This window comes from Streptomyces sp. NPDC060194 (assembly GCF_042728285.1).
GTDB lineage: Bacteria > Actinomycetota > Actinomycetes > Streptomycetales > Streptomycetaceae > Streptomyces.
The window spans coordinates 1-15,957 of record NZ_JBHWZH010000131.1 but is presented as its reverse complement, the minus strand read 5'-3'; the positions used below and the strand labels follow the sequence as shown (position 1 = coordinate 15,957).

Annotated in this window: 14 protein-coding genes; 7 read left to right on the top strand and 7 right to left on the bottom strand. The window is 75.6% G+C overall.

Annotated elements, in window-relative coordinates; translation table 11 throughout:
* Positions 1 to 45: 45 nt before the first annotated feature.
* Both ACFWEG_RS23415 and ACFWEG_RS23410 read right to left on the bottom strand, forming a co-directional pair.
* Positions 46 to 1,557, bottom strand: a complete 1,512-nt coding sequence (locus ACFWEG_RS23415) for a leucyl aminopeptidase (protein ID WP_387218443.1) — start codon at positions 1,555 to 1,557, stop codon at positions 46 to 48.
* Positions 1,558 to 1,651: 94 nt separating this feature from the next.
* Positions 1,652 to 2,875: an MFS transporter gene (locus ACFWEG_RS23410; protein WP_387218440.1), complete on the bottom strand. Its 1,224-nt coding sequence runs from the start codon at positions 2,873 to 2,875 to the stop codon at positions 1,652 to 1,654.
* A gap of 59 nt (positions 2,876 to 2,934) precedes the next feature.
* Here ACFWEG_RS23410 and ACFWEG_RS23405 point away from each other — a divergent pair, with 59 nt between their 5' ends.
* On the top strand, positions 2,935 to 3,912 hold the full coding sequence (locus tag ACFWEG_RS23405; protein WP_387218437.1) for a transcriptional regulator: 978 nt from the start codon (positions 2,935 to 2,937) through the stop codon (positions 3,910 to 3,912).
* On the opposite strand, the gene ACFWEG_RS23400 is transcribed toward ACFWEG_RS23405, so the two are convergent.
* The 3 genes from ACFWEG_RS23400 to ACFWEG_RS23390 all read right to left on the bottom strand — a co-directional run bounded on the left by ACFWEG_RS23400 (position 3,909) and on the right by ACFWEG_RS23390 (position 7,209).
* Positions 3,909 to 4,721: an adenosylcobinamide-GDP ribazoletransferase gene (locus ACFWEG_RS23400; RefSeq protein ID WP_387218435.1), complete on the bottom strand. Its 813-nt coding sequence runs from the start codon at positions 4,719 to 4,721 to the stop codon at positions 3,909 to 3,911. The two genes, ACFWEG_RS23405 and ACFWEG_RS23400, sit on opposite strands and share 4 nt — an antisense overlap.
* The gene (locus ACFWEG_RS23395) at positions 4,718 to 5,869 is read right to left on the bottom strand and encodes a nicotinate-nucleotide--dimethylbenzimidazole phosphoribosyltransferase (protein WP_387218432.1); all 1,152 of its coding nucleotides are present in this window, start codon (positions 5,867 to 5,869) and stop codon (positions 4,718 to 4,720) included. Before ACFWEG_RS23395 ends, ACFWEG_RS23400 begins: the two co-directional genes overlap by 4 nt.
* 122 nt (positions 5,870 to 5,991) lie before the next feature.
* Positions 5,992 to 7,209, bottom strand: a complete 1,218-nt coding sequence (locus ACFWEG_RS23390; protein ID WP_387218429.1) for a bifunctional adenosylcobinamide kinase/adenosylcobinamide-phosphate guanylyltransferase — start codon at positions 7,207 to 7,209, stop codon at positions 5,992 to 5,994.
* 80 nt (positions 7,210 to 7,289) lie between these two features.
* Between ACFWEG_RS23390 and ACFWEG_RS23385 the strand changes: the two genes are divergently transcribed.
* On the top strand, positions 7,290 to 7,502 hold the full coding sequence (locus ACFWEG_RS23385; RefSeq protein ID WP_387218427.1) for a hypothetical protein: 213 nt from the start codon (positions 7,290 to 7,292) through the stop codon (positions 7,500 to 7,502).
* A gap of 164 nt (positions 7,503 to 7,666) precedes the next feature.
* On the opposite strand, the gene ACFWEG_RS23380 is transcribed toward ACFWEG_RS23385, so the two are convergent.
* Complete coding sequence (locus ACFWEG_RS23380; RefSeq protein ID WP_387218448.1) at positions 7,667 to 8,377, bottom strand: class I SAM-dependent methyltransferase; 711 nt, start codon at positions 8,375 to 8,377, stop codon at positions 7,667 to 7,669.
* Between the two features lie 122 nt (positions 8,378 to 8,499).
* Positions 8,500 to 9,093, bottom strand: coding sequence for a DUF3043 domain-containing protein (locus ACFWEG_RS23375; RefSeq protein WP_387218424.1), 594 nt, complete (start codon positions 9,091 to 9,093; stop codon positions 8,500 to 8,502).
* Between the two features lie 262 nt (positions 9,094 to 9,355).
* Between ACFWEG_RS23375 and ACFWEG_RS23370 the strand changes: the two genes are divergently transcribed.
* From ACFWEG_RS23370 to ACFWEG_RS23350, 5 genes are all read left to right on the top strand, one after another.
* The gene (locus tag ACFWEG_RS23370) at positions 9,356 to 10,159 is read left to right on the top strand and encodes a PspA/IM30 family protein (protein ID WP_387218421.1); all 804 of its coding nucleotides are present in this window, start codon (positions 9,356 to 9,358) and stop codon (positions 10,157 to 10,159) included.
* 32 nt (positions 10,160 to 10,191) lie between these two features.
* The gene (locus ACFWEG_RS23365; protein WP_387218418.1) at positions 10,192 to 10,479 is read left to right on the top strand and encodes a hypothetical protein; all 288 of its coding nucleotides are present in this window, start codon (positions 10,192 to 10,194) and stop codon (positions 10,477 to 10,479) included.
* A 120-nt stretch (positions 10,480 to 10,599) separates the two neighbouring features.
* The gene (locus tag ACFWEG_RS23360; protein ID WP_387218445.1) at positions 10,600 to 11,796 is read left to right on the top strand and encodes a sensor histidine kinase; all 1,197 of its coding nucleotides are present in this window, start codon (positions 10,600 to 10,602) and stop codon (positions 11,794 to 11,796) included.
* Positions 11,793 to 12,479 (top strand): response regulator, encoded by a 687-nt coding sequence (locus tag ACFWEG_RS23355; protein WP_387218416.1) that lies wholly within the window; start codon positions 11,793 to 11,795, stop codon positions 12,477 to 12,479. Before ACFWEG_RS23360 ends, ACFWEG_RS23355 begins: the two co-directional genes overlap by 4 nt.
* A 183-nt stretch (positions 12,480 to 12,662) precedes the next feature.
* Complete coding sequence (locus tag ACFWEG_RS23350) at positions 12,663 to 15,899, top strand: efflux RND transporter permease subunit (protein ID WP_387218414.1); 3,237 nt, start codon at positions 12,663 to 12,665, stop codon at positions 15,897 to 15,899.
* Positions 15,900 to 15,957: the final 58 nt, after the last annotated feature.

Here is a 15,957-nt window from a genome sequence, read left to right as displayed (position 1 = left end):
GCGCGTGGTAGAGCACGCGCCGGGGCCCGAAGGGGGTGTCCGGGGTCAGCCCAGGTCGCCGGCGGCGGTGCGCTCGGCGAGCTTCACCAGGGTGCGGACCGAGGCGCCGGTGCCGCCCTTGGGGGTGTAGCCGGAGGCGCCGCCCTCGTTGAAGGCGGGGCCCGCGATGTCGAGGTGGGCCCAGGTGATGCCCTCGCCGACGAACTCCTTCAGGAACAGGCCGGCGACCAGGCCGCCGCCCATCCGGTCGCCGATGTTCTTGATGTCGGCGGTAGAGGAGTCCATGCCCGCGCGCAGGTCGGCGGGGAGCGGCATCGGCCACGACGGCTCGCCGACCTCCTCCGCGATCGAGTGGATCGCGGCGCGGAAGGCGTCGTCGTTCGCCATCACGCCGAACGTCTTCCCGCCGAGCGCGACCATCATCGCGCCGGTCAGCGTGGCCACGTCGACGATCGCGTCCGGCTTCTCCTCCGACGCCCTGGCGATCGCGTCGGCGAGGACGAGCCGGCCTTCGGCGTCGGTGTTGAGGACCTCGACGGTCTTGCCCGAGTACATCCGCAGCACGTCGCCGGGGCGGGTGGCGGAGCCCGACGGCATGTTCTCGGCGAGCGCCAGCCAGCCGGTGACGTTCACCTCGAGGCCGAGCCGGGCGGCGGCGACGACGGTCGCGAAGACGGCGGCCGCGCCGGCCATGTCGCACTTCATCGTCTCGTTGTGGCCGGCCGGCTTCAGCGAGATGCCGCCGGAGTCGTAGGTGATGCCCTTGCCGACCAGGGCGAGCGACTTCTTCGCCTTGGAGCTCGTGTAGGACAGCTTCACCAGGCGCGGCGGGGACTGAGAGCCCGCGCCGACGCCGAGGATGCCGCCGTAGCCGCCCTTGAGGAGCGCCTTCTCGTCGAGCACCTGCACCTTGATGCCGTGCTCCTTGCCCGCCGCGGTCGCGACGGCGGCGAACGCCTCGGGGTCGAGGTCGTTCGGCGGGGTGTTGACCAGGTCGCGGGCGCGGTTGATCTCCTCGGCGACGGCGATCGCGCGCTCGGCGGCGGCCTTGTGCGCCTTGTCGCGGGGCTTGGCGCCCAGCAGCAGGATCTCGCCGAGCGGGGCCTTCCCGCCGTTGCCCTTCTCCTGGTAGGCGGTGAACGCGTACGCGCCGAGCAGCGCGCCCTCCGCGATCGCCTCGATGTCCTCGGCGGCCTCGATCGGCAGCGCGAAGGCGGCCTTGTCGGTGCCGGCGAGCGAGCGGGCGACGGTGCCGGCGGCCCGGCGCAGGGTCTCCGTGCCGTAGGTGTCGTCCTTCTCCGGCAGGGCGCCGAGGCCCACGGCGACGACGAACGACGCCTTCAGGCCGTCCGGCGCGGGCAGCCGGGTGATCTCGCCCTCCCCGCCGGAGGCGCCCAGGGTGTCGAGGACGGTGGCGAGCTTCCCGCCGAACGCCTTGTCCACGGCCTCGGCGCCCGCGGCGAGTACAGGGCCCTTGTCGCCCTTGGCGACGGCCACGACGACGGCGTCGGCGCGCAGCGTCGCCGTGCCGGCGGGCTTGAGAGTGAGAGCAGTCACGGTGGTGGGATCTCGCTTCCGTACGACGGTAAGGGGGGCACGGGCGTCCCGGCGTCGGCTTCGTCGCGCGAGCCGTCGGCGCCCGGAACCGAGCCTACGCTCGGCCGCCGACCCGCGTGCGCCCGGTCCGCGGGCCCGCGGCACCGGATTCCGTACGCCCCTGACGGCGCAGTCGCGGTGCGAGCAGGAGGGTGACCGCGATCGACGCCGCCGCCATCACCGCCATCGCCGTCCCCGGGGAGCTGAACTGCGCGACCGCGCCCGCCAGTCCCGCCCCGACCCCCTGCATCGCGAGCGTCCCCGACGAGGCGAGGCCCTGGGCGTGCCCGCTCAGCTCGTCGGGGGTGAGCACGGCGAGCCGCGCCTGGAGCGGCAGGCTCGCCGCGAACCCCACCGAGGCGACGGCGGCGATTCCCGCGGCGACCAGCGGGCCGGGCTCCAGGACGAGCAGCAGGTACGGGGCGGCCAGCAGCAGCCGCAGCGGGGCGGCCAAGCGGTCCCGGAGCCCCGCCGGCACGAAGCGGCCCATCACGGTGTCCCCGACGAGCATCCCGAACGCCCCCGCCGCGAACAGCACCGCGGAGTGGCCCGGCGCGTACGGCACGAACAGCGACTCGCAGCCGACGACCAGCCCGTTCGGCACCCACAGCGCGAGGAGCACGGGGCGCCTTGCCGGGTCCGACCAGAGCACGCGGTTGGTCCGCCAGGTCTCGCCGACGGACGCCCGCCCCGCCGTCCGGCGCGGCTCCCTGCGGGTCAGGCCGGTCCGGGCGGTGACGGCCGCGAGCACGAACAGCCCCGCGCCGACGAGGATCGTGCCGCGCGGCTCGACGAGCGCGGTGAGCAGCCCTCCGACGGCGAAGCCGCCGATCTGCAGCGCGCCGCTGGACATGTTGAGGACCGAGCGGCCCAGGACGTAGCCGTCGCGGCCGAGGATCTCGTTCAGCAGGCCGAACCGGACGCCGCCGCCGACCGCGGAGAGCACCCCCTGCACCATGAGCAGCGCGAACGCGGCCGCGACCGGCATCCCGTGGACCGCCTGCAGAGCGGTGGCGAGCGCGAAGACCAGCGCGAGCGTGCCGATCGCGGCCCGGGGCGGGAGCCGGTCGGCGGCCGAGAGGAGGGTGGTCGCGCCGAGCAGTTGGGCCAGGGACGGGCCGAACATCGCGAGCGCCGCGAGCAGCGGGGAGCCGGTGTGCCCGTAGATCAGCGTGGCGAGCGCGGGGCCGGTCACCGTCTGCGCGGCGATCTGCAGGGCGTGGGTCGCGAAGAAGGGGGTGAACTCCGGGGTGCGGAAGAGCTGTCGGTAGGAGGGCATGCGGGGAGCGTCCGCCGGTCGGGACGTACGGCGGTACTGTTTCGCGGGGAGGCGAAACCATGGGGTGGTGGCTGCTCAACGCGGACACGCTGGCGCGGAGCCGGTTCGTCGTCTCGCCGCTGGCCGAGACGACCGCGGCGCTGCTCACCCTGGAGCACGGTCCCGCCGAGCACCCCGCCGCGCGCGCCTGGGTGGAGCGGCACCGGCCCGCGTACCGGGCGCGGCTCGCCGCCGATCCCGTCACCGCGGCGCTGCTGCGGGCCGCGTTCACCGCGCGCTGGAACGCCGACTTCCTCACCCCGGCGCCGATAGGCGACACCGCCGCCTTCGCCGGGGAACTGGCCCGGGTCCGGGCGGCCCCGCCGGACGTCGTCCGCGCCGACCTGGCGGTCGCCCTCGGCGGCGGCCCGCTCCCCGCCGAACTGGCCGACCGCACCGACCTGGCCGACCGGGCCGCCGACCTCCTGGCGTGGGTCTGGGCGGAGACCGTCGAGCCCGACTGGGCGCGCCGCCGGCGGATCCTGGAGGCCGACGTCGTCGCCCGCACGCGGCAGCTCGGCGACGGCGGCTGGGCGGCCGCACTCGACGACCTGCGCCCCGGCATGCGCTGGCTCGGTGAGGGCCGGCTGCAGATCAACGCGCACGACAACCCGCCCCGCCGGATCTCCGGCGCGCGGATGCTCTTCGTCCCGGTCACCTTCCGCCAGGGCTGGGCCTGCTGGGACGAGCCCCGCCTCTACGCCCTGGTCTACCCCTGCACCGGGGTCCTCGCCGGGGCCGCCGACCGGCCCGGCCCGGCCCCCCTCGCCGCGCTCCTCGGCCCCGCCCGGGCGACCGTCCTCACCCTCCTCGACACCCCGAAGAGCACGACCGTGCTCGTCGCCCTCACCGGCCAGGTCCTCGGCTCCACCGGCCGGCACCTGCGCGTCCTCCGCGACGCCGGCCTCGTCGACCGCCGCCGCGCCGGCCGCTCGGTGCTGTACTACCGGACGGAGGCGGGGGAGGTCCTCGTCCGGGCGGCGGGCGGCGCGCCCTAGCCGAGCGCGAGGACGAGGAGGGCCGTCGTCGCGGCCGTCTCGGCCAGCGCGCCGAAGACGTCGCCGGTGACGCCGCCGAGGCGGCGGACGCAGTGGCGGAGGAGGGCGCCGGCGGCGAGCAGGCCCGCGAGGACGGCCGCGGCGGTCCGGGCGGCCGCCCACGGGCCACAGGCCCAGGCGGCCGCGGCGCAGCCGGCCGTCACGACCGCGGCCGCAAGCAGGGCCCGCCCGGTCGGGACGACGCCCGCGACCGCCGCGCCCAGGCCGTCCGGGCGGGCCGGGGGGACGCCGGGACGGGCGGCGAGGGTGAGGGCGAGACGGGCGGTGAGGCCCGCGGTCACCGCGGCGAGCGCGCCGCGCCACCAGCCCTCCGCGAAGAGCGCGTGCAGGGCGGCGACCTGGGCGAGCAGCGTGAACAGCAGGGTGATGACGCCGAACGGGCCGATGTCCGACTGCTTCATGATCCGCAGCGCCTCGTCGGCCGGCCTCGCGCTGCCGAGCCCGTCGGCGACGTCCGCCAGGCCGTCCAGGTGCAGCCCCCGGGTGAGCGCCGCGGGGACGGCCGCGGTCGCGACGGCCGCGAGGAGCGGGCCGCCGCCGAGCAGGAGCAGCAGCCCGCCGAGCCCCGCCGCCGGCACCGCCACCGCGAGCCCGGCGAGCGGCGCGCACAGCATCCCGACGCGCGCCGCCTCCCGGTCCCAGCGGGTCACCCGCACCGGGATCGCCGTCAGCATCCCGACGGCGAACCGGGCACCCTCGCCGAGCGACGCGGGCCGCACCGGCGCGGCCGGCGACTCCGGCCCGCTCATCCCGCCGCGGTCGCGGGCCCGGACGCGGCGTCCCCGACGGCCGGATCCACCGGCTCGGCGGGAGCGCCCGTCAGCGTGTCGCCGTCGAACGGGTCGGCGGGCGGTGGCGTCCCGCCCAGTTCCGCGGCCAGCGCGGCCGCCGCCTGGACGAGCGGGAGGGAGAGCAGGGCGCCGGCGCCCTCGCCGACGGTCACGCCGTGGTCGAGCAGCGGATCGGTGGCGAGGCGGTCGACGGCCTTGGCCTGCCCCGGCTCGCCGCTCGCCTGGCCGACCAGCCACCAGTCGGGGGAGCGGAACGCGACCCGCTGGGCGACGAGCGCGGCGGCGGCCGTGACCACGCCGTCCAGGACGACGGGCGTGCGCCGGACCGCGCACTGGAGCAGGAACCCGGTCAGCGCGGTGAGGTCCGCGCCGCCGACCGCGCCGAGCAGCGCGAGCTGGTCGCCGAGCACCGGCCGCGCCCGCCGCAGCGCGTCCCGCACGGCCGCGCACTTGCGCATCCACGTCAGGTCGTCGATGCGGACCCCGCCGCGGCCGGTGACCACGGACGCGTCCGTGCCGCACAGCGCGGCGATCAGGGTGGCCGCCGCGGTCGTGCCGCCGACGCTCAGGTCGCCGAGCACGACCAGGTCCGTGCCCGCGTCCGCCTCCTCGTCGGCCACCGCCATCCCCGCGCGGAACGCCGCCTCCGCCTCCTCGGCCGTCAGCGCGTCCTCGACGTCGATCCGCCCCGAGCCGCGGCGCACCCGGTGCGCGACGACGTCGGCGGGCAGGGACTCCGGCTCGCAGTCGACGGCCACGTCCACGACCCGCACCGGCACGTCGAGCCGGCGGGCCAGGACCGCGACGGGGGAGGCGCCCTCGAGCACGGACCGCACGAGCTCGTGCGCGGTGCCGGGCTTGCGGGCGGAGACCTCGGCGGCGGCGATGCCGTGGTCGCCGGCGAAGAGGACCACCTTCGGGTGCGCGATCGCGCGCACCGGCACGGAGCCCTGGGCGGCGGCCAGCCACTCGGCCAGCTCGTCGAGCCGGCCCAGCGCGCCCGGCGCGACCGCGAGGGCCGCGCGCCGTTCCTCGGCCGCGCGGCGGACGGTGCTGTCCGGGCGCTGGATCAGGTCGGAGAAGTCATCGAGATTCAGCGAGCTCATTCGGCGAAGGTTACGGCAGGTCCGCACGCGGGCTCGGCGCGAGGAGGCCGTGAAAATCAGCCCGGCCGGCGATTGAGGCCGCGCTGCCGCAGGCCGTGCACCCGCGGCGCAGCCGCGAACCGCTACCGCAGGGTGAGCGCCTGCCCCGCCACCACCAGCAGCACGTGCTCGCACTCCGCCCCGAACGCCGTGTTCAGCCGCCCCAGTTCGTCCCGGAACCGGCGCCCCGACGCGGTCGCGGGGACGACTCCGGACCCGACCTCGTTGGAGACGGCGACGACGGTGCGCCGGGTCGCACGGACCGCCGCGACCAGTTCCGCGACCCGCGCCCGCAGAGCCGCCTCGCCGCCCGCGGCCCAGGCCTCGTCCGACCACGCGTCGACGGAGTCCATGGCGTGGGTGAGCCAGAGGGACAGGCAGTCGACGAGCAGCGGCGGGTCGTCGTCCGCGGCCAGGAGGGGGACGAGGTCGCAGGTCTCGGCCGTCGACCACGTGCCGGGGCGCCGCTCGCGGTGGAGGGAGACGCGGGCGGCCCACTCCGCGTCGCCGTCGCGGGTGCCGCCGGTGGCGACGTAGAGGACGCCGGGGAACGCGGCGAGCCGCCGTTCCGCCTCGTAGGACTTGCCGGAACGGGCCCCTCCGAGGACCAGCGTGCGGCGGGGGACGTCCGGGACGGCGTGGTAGTCGCCGACGGTCAGCGTCGTGCCGTCCGGCACGGTCCGCGCGCCGGTCGCGGCGAGGCGGCGGGTCAGCTCCGCGCCCGGCGGGACGTCGTGGTCGAGGTGGACGGCGAGGACGTCCGTCGTGGCCGTCACCAGCCCCGCCTCCCGCAGCCGGGCGAGCGCGTCCGGGCGGCCGACGACGTCGAGCAGCACCAGGTCGTACGCGCCCGGGCCCTCCGGCGACCGCCCCGGCTCGCCGATCCCCGCCGGGCCCGCGCCCGGCGGCAGGTAGAGCACCCGCTCGCCGCCGTGCCCGCTCACCTCGTAGCCCGTGCCCGGCGCGTCCAGCGGCACCGCGCGCACCCGGTGCCCGCTGATCAGCGCCAGCCGGCGGCCGTCCGCGACCCGGCCCGGGTGCGGCAGGCCCGGCGGGACCTCCACCGGCGGACCGTCGTGCGGGTGCGAGAGCAGCACCTGCCGCACACCGCCCAGCGACTGCCCCGCCCGCGCCGCGGCGAACGCCGCGCCCGGGGTCAGGTCCAGCATCAGGACGCCGTCCACGATCAACGCCGTCGCCGCACGCGCGTCCGCCCCCACCGCGCACGCGCACACCGCGCACGGGCAGCCGGGACGGGGCAGGCCGGTCGGAGCGCCGGTGCCGAGCAGAGTCAGTTCCACAGGATGATCCTCCCGCGCCGATCCTCCGACCGCGCATCCGGCTACGCTGCGGGAAGCACTCGAGACCCCTGGAGGCAGCGATGGCATGGACGTGGCGGTTCGAGAAGTCCGACGGCACGGAGGTCCAGCCGGCCGTCCGGCCCGAGGAGTTCACCACCCAGGGCGACGCGGAGTCCTGGCTCGGCGAGGTCTACAAGGACCTCGCCGAAGGCGGCGCCGACCAGGTGACCCTCTCGGAGGACGACACCAGGATCTACGGCCCGATGAGCCTGCACCCGGACGGGCAGTCCTAGCCCGGGCCGGCACGCCACGAACACTCAGCCGAGCCGGCGAGGAGATCCAGCCCGGCCGGCGCTTGAGGCCGCCGGCCGTAGGCCGGTGTACGCGGCGCGGCCGCGAGGCGGGGGTCCGGGGGCGCAGCCACCCGTAGGGGGTCGGGGCGGAGCCCCGCGACCCCCTACGCCCGCGCCCCGAACAGGTGCAGAAGCGCCGCGACCCCGCGATACGGATCCGTCCGCCCCGCCCGCTCCTCCGCGGCGAGGAGCACCTCCAGCTCCGAGCCGCCCGGCACCGCCGCCCCGTCCGGCGCGAGGTCGCTGAAGACCCGCACCCCGTACCACGCCTGCACCGGCGCACTGATGCCCGCGAGCGACCGCGTCAGCACCCCCAGCCGGTCGGCCCGCCCCGGCAATCCCAGCCGGTTGGTGTACGCCGGCGTGTCGAACGCGGCGAGCGCCCCCGCCCAGTCCCCACCGAGCCCCGGCCGCAGGGCGAGCGCGTCCCCGTTGCGCACGAGCAACGAGAGCAGCCCGCCCGGCGCGAGCACCCGCGCCAGCCCCGCCAGCATCGGCCCGGGCTCCTCGACGTACATGAGCACGCCGTGGCACAGCACGACGTCGAACGCCCCGGGCAGGAAGTGCACGCCGGTGTCCCGCCCGTCGCCGTGCACCAGCCGTACCCGCTCGCGGATCCCCTCCGGCTCCGCCGCGAGCGCCTCCCGCGCGGCCGCGAGCATCGCGGAGTCGGCCTCCAGGCCGGTCACCCGGTGCCCGGCCCGCGCCAGCCGCAGCGCCTGCGTGCCCTGCCCGGTGCCGACGTCGAGCACCCGCAGCCGGCGGCCGACGGCGAACCGCGCGGCTATCTGCTCGTCGAGCTGCCGCGCGACCAGTTCCTGCCGTACGACGTCCCGCAGCGCGCCGAGACCGCCGAGCCACGCCTGAGCGCCGCCGGCGAATCCGGACGCGCCGAACTCCCCGCTCCCCACCGCAGCCCCCGTGCCCGTCGGACCGCTCAGGGCCGCTCGCCGCGCTTGACCTGCGGCTTCGGCAGACGCAGCCGGCGCATCTGGAGCGAGCGCATCAGGCCGTACGCCACCGCGCCCTTGGTCCGCTGACCCGGGAAGCGGGCCGGGATCTGCTTCCTCAGCCGCAGCCAGATACCGATCGAGTCGACCACGATGAGGACGATCACGAAGAGCCACAGCAGCAGCGAGATGCTCTGCATCTGCGCGTTGCGGATCATGCTCAGGACGAGGATGACCACCGCCATCGGCAGGAAGAACTCGGCGATGCAGAACCGCGAGTCGACGAAGTCGCGGACGTAGCGCCGCACCGGGCCCTGGTCGCGCGCGGGCAGGTAGCGCTCGTCGCCGCTGGCGAGGGCCTGGCGCTGCTTCTCCAGCGCGGTCCGCCGGGCCTCGCGCTGGCGCGCCCGGGCCTCCTTGGGCGTCATCTTGGTGTTGGCCACGCTGCGGCGCTGCGTCTGGGCGACGGCGCGCTTCGGCGTGGGGCGGCCCTTGGGGGCCTGCGGGTCACGGGGCTGCGTGGAGTCGGCCGGCGCCTTCACGGCGGGGGCCTGCTCTTCCTTCGAACGGCTACGGAACACAAAACCCAAGGGTAAGGGGTCGGGGGCATGGACCCCAGCTCCCTGGGGAACGATCCCGCAACACCGTGCGTCCCTCCCTGCGTCCCCTGGGGTCGCTCTCCTCCTTCCGCGGGAGCACGGGGGCGGAGTGTTCGTCCTTGGGGAGGAGCGCATCCGCCCCGGAACAGTGCGGTAATGGATGCAGGGCCCTTACTGTGGATGTGTCGGAGCCCGAACGCACGGTCAGGTCGGTCAGTCGGTCAGAAGGGGGCGCGCGAAGCCCATGAGCGGTGTCATGAAGCGTATGGGGATGATCTTCCGCGCGAAGGCGAACAAGGCCCTTGACCGGGCCGAGGACCCTCGCGAGACCCTCGACTACTCGTACCAGAAGCAGCTGGAGCTGCTCCAGAAGGTGCGGCGCGGCGTCGCCGACGTGGCGACCTCCCGCAAGCGGCTCGAACTCCAGCTGAACTCGCTGCAGAAGCAGTCCTCGACGCTCGAGGACCAGGGCCGCAAGGCGCTCGCGCTCGGCCGCGAGGACCTCGCCCGCGAGGCGCTGTCCCGCCGCGCCGCGCTCCAGCAGCAGGTCACCGACCTGGAGACCCAGCACCAGACGCTCCAGGGCGAGGAGGAGAAGCTCACCCTCGCCGCCCAGCGCCTCCAGGCCAAGGTCGACGCCTTCCGCACCAAGAAGGAGACGATCAAGGCCACGTACACGGCCGCGCAGGCGCAGACCCGGATCGCGGAGTCGTTCTCGGGCATCTCCGAGGAGATGAGCGACGTCGGCGTCGCCATCCAGCGCGCCGAGGACAAGACCGCCCAGCTCCAGGCCCGGGCCGGCGCCATCGACGAGCTCCTCGCCTCCGGCGCGCTCGACGACCACTCCGGCCTCGCCCGCGACGACATCCAGCTGGAGCTCGACCGGCTCTCCGGCGGCACCGACGTCGAGCTGGAGCTGCAGCGCATGAAGGCCGAGCTGGCCGGCGGCTCCTCCGCCCCCCAGCAGGCCATCGAGGGCGGCGCCCCGGGCCAGACGCAGCCCGCGCCCCAGCAGGGCACGGGCACCCCCCGCTTCGACAAGCAGTGACCGACCACCCGACCGACGAACGGACGAGCGGCATGATCGTACGGATCATGGGGGAAGGGCAGCTCCGGCTGGCCGACGGCCACTTCGCCCCGGACGGCGAGCTGAACCGGCTCGACGAGGAGCTGCTCGCGGAGACCCGGACCGGCGACGGCCCGGGCTTCCGCCGCACGCTCGCCGCGCTGCTCGCCAAGGTGCGCGAGCTGGGCGAGCCGCTGCCGGACGACTCCCTGGAGCCGTCCGAGCTGGTCCTGCCGTCCCCGGACGCCTCTCTCCAGGACGTGCGGGCGATGCTGGACTCCGACGGCCTGATACCGGGCTGACGGTTGTCGCACGTCCACCGAGCCGGGCCGGTCCCCGCGGCCCGGCCGGCCCCCGGGGCCGCCCGGCCGCAGAGCGCCGGCGGCACCCCGCGCGAGCGGGCCGGGGGCCCGTTCGCCCGGCTGCGCGCCCGGCTCCACGCGCACCCGCTGGCCACCGACGCCGTCCTCGCCGCCTTCGTCCTCACCCTCATGACCCTGGGGTCGTTCGTCGACCCCCACTCCGGCGGCGGCCCCGACTTCGGGGCCCGCACGCCCGCCCTTCCCAGCGTCACGCTGATGGTCGCCGGGGCCGTCACACTGATCTTCCGGCGCCGCAACCCCATGGCCGTCCTCACGGTGACCGCGGGCCTGTCCCTCCTGGAGCTCGCGACCGCCGACCCGCGCGCCCCCGTCCAGATCTGCACCCTGGTCGCCCTCTACACGGTCGCCTCCCGCACCGACCGCCCCGTGGCGTGGCGGATCGCCCTGCTCACCATGACCGCGCTGACCGCCACCGCGATGCTGGCCGGCCCGCTGCCCTGGTACGCGGAGGAAAACCTCGGCGTCCTCGCCTGGACCGGCATGGCGGCCGCCGCCGGGGACGCGGTGCGCAGCCGGCGCGCGTTCGTCGACGCGATCCGCGAGCGCGCCGAGCGGGCCGAACGCACCCGCGACGAGGAGGCGAAGCGGCGGGTCGCCGAGGAGCGGCTGCGGATCGCCCGCGACCTGCACGACGTCGTCGCCCACCACATCGCCCTGGTCAACGTCCAGGCCGGGGTCGCCGCGCACGTCATGGACAAGCGGCCCGACCAGGCGAAGGAGGCGCTCGCCCACGTCCGCGAGGCCAGCCGGTCCGCGCTGAACGAACTGCGCGCCACCGTCGGCCTGCTGCGGCAGTCCGGCGACCCGGAGGCGCCCACCGAGCCGGCCCCCGGGCTCGGCGTCCTCGACGCGCTGCTCGACACCTTCCGCCACGCGGGCCTGCCGGTGGAGGTGGCGCTGACCGAGCATCCCGCGCTGCCCGCCGCCGTCGACCTGGCCGCGTACCGGATCATCCAGGAGGCGCTGACCAACGTCCGCAAGCACGCGGGGGCGGAGGTGACGGCCGAGGTCAGCGTGGTGAGCGTCGGGTCCACCATCGAGATCACCGTCCTGGACGACGGGGTCGGCGCGGCCGCGCCGGGGCCCGAGGACTCCGGCGGGCACGGGCTGCTCGGCATGCGCGAGCGGGTCGGCGCGCTCGGCGGCCGCTGCACCGCGGGACCCCGCTTCGGCGGCGGCTTCCGGGTGCATGCGATCCTGCCGGTCGACCCCAGCGCCCCCGAGGACGGCCGATGACCACGATCCGCGTGCTGCTCGCCGACGACCAGGCCCTGCTGCGCAGCGCGTTCCGGGTCCTGGTGGACTCCGAGCCGGACATGGAGGTCGTCGGCGAGGCCTCCGACGGCGCCGAGGCGCTCGCCCTCGCCCGCGCCGAACGCCCGGACGTCGTCCTGATGGACATCCGGATGCCCGGCACCGACGGCCTCGCCGCCACCCGCCTGATCAGCGCCGACCCCGCACTCGCGGACGTCCACGTCGTGATGCTGACGACGTTCGAGGTCGACGAGTACGTCGTCCAGGCGCTGCGGGCGGGCGCGTCGGGGTTCCTGGGCAAGGGCGCGGAGCCGGACGAGCTGCTGAACGCGATCCGGATCGCCGCCGCCGGCGACGCGCTGCTCTCGCCCGTCGCCACCAAGGGCCTCATCGCCACCTTCCTCGCCCAGGGCGGCCCGGACGCCCCCGGCGCCGACCCCGTCGACGCCGAGCGGCTCGCCGCGCTGACCGGGCGCGAGCGGGAGGTCCTCGTCCAGGTCGCCGGCGGGCACTCCAACGACGCCATAGCCGACCGGCTCGCCGTCAGCCCGCTGACGGTCAAGACGCACGTCAACCGGGCGATGGCCAAGCTCGGCGCCCGCGACCGGGCCCAACTGGTCGTCGTCGCGTACGAGTCGGGGCTGGTCCGCCCACGGGCTGACTGAACGCCCCGTCCGCGTACTCCCCTCGCAGTAGGGGCGGCGTGAGAAATCGCCCTCGGAGCGCGACGAGCACCCCTCGCGGTGCCCGAAGGTGAGGGGACGGCCGCACCGTGCGCCCCAGCGGGCCCGCTGCCGCCGTCCGCCCCACCCGCCGCAGCACCGCCACCGAGGGAGAGACGCCCACCCATGTCCTGGCTGTCCAAGTTCAGCCTCGCCCAGCGAGCCCTGATCGGGCTGGTCTCGATCGTCGCGCTGGTCTTCGGCGCGATAGCGATCCCCCAGCTCAAGCAGCAGCTGCTGCCGTCCGTCGAGCTGCCGGTGGTCTCGGTGCTCGCCCCGTACCAGGGCGCGTCCCCCGACGTGGTCGAGAAGCAGGTCGTCGAACCGATCGAGGGCGCGCTCGAAGCCGTCGACGGCCTGGAGTCCGTCACCTCGACGGCCGCCGAGGGCAACGCGGTGATCATGGCGTCCTTCGACTACGGCAACGGCGGCAAGCAGCTCGTCGCCGACGTCCAGCAGGCCGTCAACCGCGCCCGCGCCCAACTGCCCGACGACGTCGACCCGCAGGTGATCGCCGGCTCCACCGACGACATCCCGACCGTCGTCCTCGCCGTCTCGGCCGGGGACCGGGACCAGCAGGCGCTCGCCGACGACCTCGACCGCACGGTCGTCCCCGCCCTCGAGGGGATCGACGGCGTCGGCCAGGTCACCGTCGACGGCGTCCGCGACCTCCAGGTCGCCGTCACCCCCGACGACGCGAAGCTCGCCAAGGCCGGCCTCACCCCGGCCGCCGTCGTCCAGGCCCTCCGGGCGGGCGGCGGCACCCTGCCGGCCGGCTCCTTCGACGAGGACGGCAAGAACCGCACGGTCCAGGTCGGCGGGGGCTACACCTCCGTGGCGCAGATCCGGGACCTGCGGATCGCCCCGAGCGCCCAGGCGCCCGCGGCGCAGGCGCCGGCCGCCCAGGGCCCCGCGGCCAAGGGCCCCGGCGGGAAGCCCGCGAAGCCCGCCGCCCCGGTCCGGCTCGGCGACGTGGCGGAGGTCGAGCAGCAGCCGGCCGCCGCCACCGCGCTCACCCGCACCAACGGCGAGCCCAGCCTCGCCGTGTTCGCCACCATGGACCAGGACGGCAGCGCCGTCACCATCTCCCGCGCCGTCGAGGACAAGCTCCCCGAGCTGCGCCGGGACCTCGGCGCGGACGCCGAGCTCACCGTCGTCTCCGACCAGGGCCCGGCCGTCGAGAAGTCGATCTCCTCGCTCACCACCGAGGGCGCGCTCGGCCTCCTCTTCGCCGTCGTCGTCATCCTGGTCTTCCTGGCCTCGATCCGCTCCACCCTGGTCACCGCGGTCTCCATCCCGCTCTCGGTCGTCCTCGCCCTGATCGTGCTGTGGACCCGCGACCTGTCGCTCAACATGCTCACCCTGGGCGCCCTGACGATCGCCGTCGGCCGGGTCGTCGACGACTCGATCGTGGTCCTGGAGAACATCAAGCGGCACCTCGGCTACGGCGAGGAGCGGCAGCACGCCATCCTCACCGCGGTCCGCGAGGTGGCCGGCGCGGTCACCTCCTCCACGCTCACCACCGTCGCCGTGTTCCTGCCGATCGGCCTGGTCGGCGGCATCGTCGGCGAGCTGTTCGGCTCGTTCTCGCTGACGGTCACGGCGGCACTGCTCGCCTCGCTCCTCGTCTCGCTCACCGTCGTGCCGGTGCTCTCGTACTGGTTCCTGCGCCCGCCGAAGGCGGCCCGCGGAGTCGCGCCGGAGGAGGCGCGCCGGCTCGCCGAGGAGAAGGAGGCCGACAGCCGCCTCCAGCGCGGCTACCTGCCGGTCCTGCGGTTCGCGACCCGCCGCCGCGGGACGAGCCTCGCGATCGCCGCGGTGGTCCTCGTCGGCACCTTCGCGATGGCCCCGCTGCTGAAGACCACCTTCTTCGACCAGAGCGAGCAGGACGTCGTCACCGTCAAGCAGGAGCTGCCGCCGGGCACCAGCCTGGCCGCGGCCGACGCCGCGGCGAAGAAGGTCGAGACGATGCTCGGCGGCGTCGAGGAGGTCGCCGACTACCAGGTCACCGTCGGCTCCTCGGGCTGGATGGCGGCCTTCGGCGGCGGCACCGGCTCCAACCAGGCCTCCTTCCAGATCACCCTGAAGGACTCCGCCGACTACGAGGCCGCCACCGACCGCATCGAGTCGGAGCTCGGCAAGCTCGACGGCGTCGGCGACACCGCCCTCGCCGCCGGCGACGGCTTCGCGAGCCAGGACCTGAGCGTCGTCGTCAAGGCCGCCGACGCCGGCGTCCTGGAGAAGGCCGCCGCCCAGGTCCGCGACGAGGTCGCGGAGCTCGACGGCGTCACCGACGTCCAGAGCGACCTGGCCCTGTCCGTCCCGCGGATCTCCGTCCGCGCCACCGACAAGGCCGCCGCGGCCGGCTTCGACGACGCCACCCTCGGCCAGGCGGTCGCGCAGTCCGTGCGGGGCACCACCTCGGCGCAGGCGGTCATCGACGACACCGAGCGCGACGTCGTCGTGCGGTCGGCGAAGCCCGCGACCACCCTCGCCGAGCTGAAGGCGCTGGACCTCGGCGCGGTGAAGCTGGGGGACATCGCGACCGTCGAACTGGTCGACGCCCCGGTCTCGATGACCCGCATCGACGGCTCCCGGGCCGCGACGATCACCGCCCGGCCGACCGGCGACGACACCGGCGCCGTCTCCGGCGCCCTGCAGGCGGGCCTCGACTCCCTGAAGCTGCCGGCCGGCGCCACCGCGACCGTCGGCGGCGTCTCGCAGGACCAGAGCGAGTCCTTCGCCAAGCTGGGCCTCGCCATGCTGGCGGCGGTCGCGATCGTGTTCATGCTGCTCGTGGCGACCTTCCGGTCGCTGGTCCAGCCGCTGATCCTGCTGGTGTCGATCCCGTTCGCGGCGACCGGCGCGCTCGGCCTGCTGCTCGCCACCGGCACCCCGATGGGCGTCCCGGCGATGATCGGCATGCTGATGCTCATCGGCATCGTGGTCACCAACGCGATCGTCCTGATCGACCTGATCAACCAGTACCGCGCCCAGGGCCTGCCCGTCGTGGAGGCGATCGTCGAGGGCGGCCGGCACCGGCTCCGCCCGATCCTGATGACCGCGCTGGCGACGATCTTCGCCCTGCTCCCGATGGCGCTCGGCGTCACCGGCGAGGGCGGCTTCATCTCCAAGCCGCTGGCGATCGTCGTCATCGGCGGCCTCATCAGCTCCACGCTGCTGACGCTGCTGCTCGTCCCGACGCTCTACGCGATGGTCGAGCTCGGCAAGGAGCGCCGGGCGCGGAAGAAGGCGGAGAAGAGGGCCGGGAAGAGGAAGGCGAAGGACGACGTGGACCGGCGCGACCCGGACTCCTCGGACTTCTCGCCGATCGACGCGACCCTCCTGGACGCCCTGGACTGAGTCCGGGCCGGCAGCCCGGGACCGGGTCCGGCCCGGCCCCGCCGCGAAGGGCGCCCCG

Coding starts and splice junctions, on each gene's coding strand:
- ACFWEG_RS23410 (WP_387218440.1), bottom strand. CDS start 2,875: ATGCCCTCCTACCGACAGCTCTTCCGCACCCCGGAGTTCACCCCCTTC.
- ACFWEG_RS23405 (WP_387218437.1), top strand. CDS start 2,935: ATGGGGTGGTGGCTGCTCAACGCGGACACGCTGGCGCGGAGCCGGTTC.
- ACFWEG_RS23400 (WP_387218435.1), bottom strand. CDS start 4,721: ATGAGCGGGCCGGAGTCGCCGGCCGCGCCGGTGCGGCCCGCGTCGCTC.
- ACFWEG_RS23395 (WP_387218432.1), bottom strand. CDS start 5,869: ATGAGCTCGCTGAATCTCGATGACTTCTCCGACCTGATCCAGCGCCCG.
- ACFWEG_RS23385 (WP_387218427.1), top strand. CDS start 7,290: ATGGCATGGACGTGGCGGTTCGAGAAGTCCGACGGCACGGAGGTCCAG.
- ACFWEG_RS23370 (WP_387218421.1), top strand. CDS start 9,356: ATGAGCGGTGTCATGAAGCGTATGGGGATGATCTTCCGCGCGAAGGCG.
- ACFWEG_RS23365 (WP_387218418.1), top strand. CDS start 10,192: ATGATCGTACGGATCATGGGGGAAGGGCAGCTCCGGCTGGCCGACGGC.
- ACFWEG_RS23355 (WP_387218416.1), top strand. CDS start 11,793: ATGACCACGATCCGCGTGCTGCTCGCCGACGACCAGGCCCTGCTGCGC.
- ACFWEG_RS23350 (WP_387218414.1), top strand. CDS start 12,663: ATGTCCTGGCTGTCCAAGTTCAGCCTCGCCCAGCGAGCCCTGATCGGG.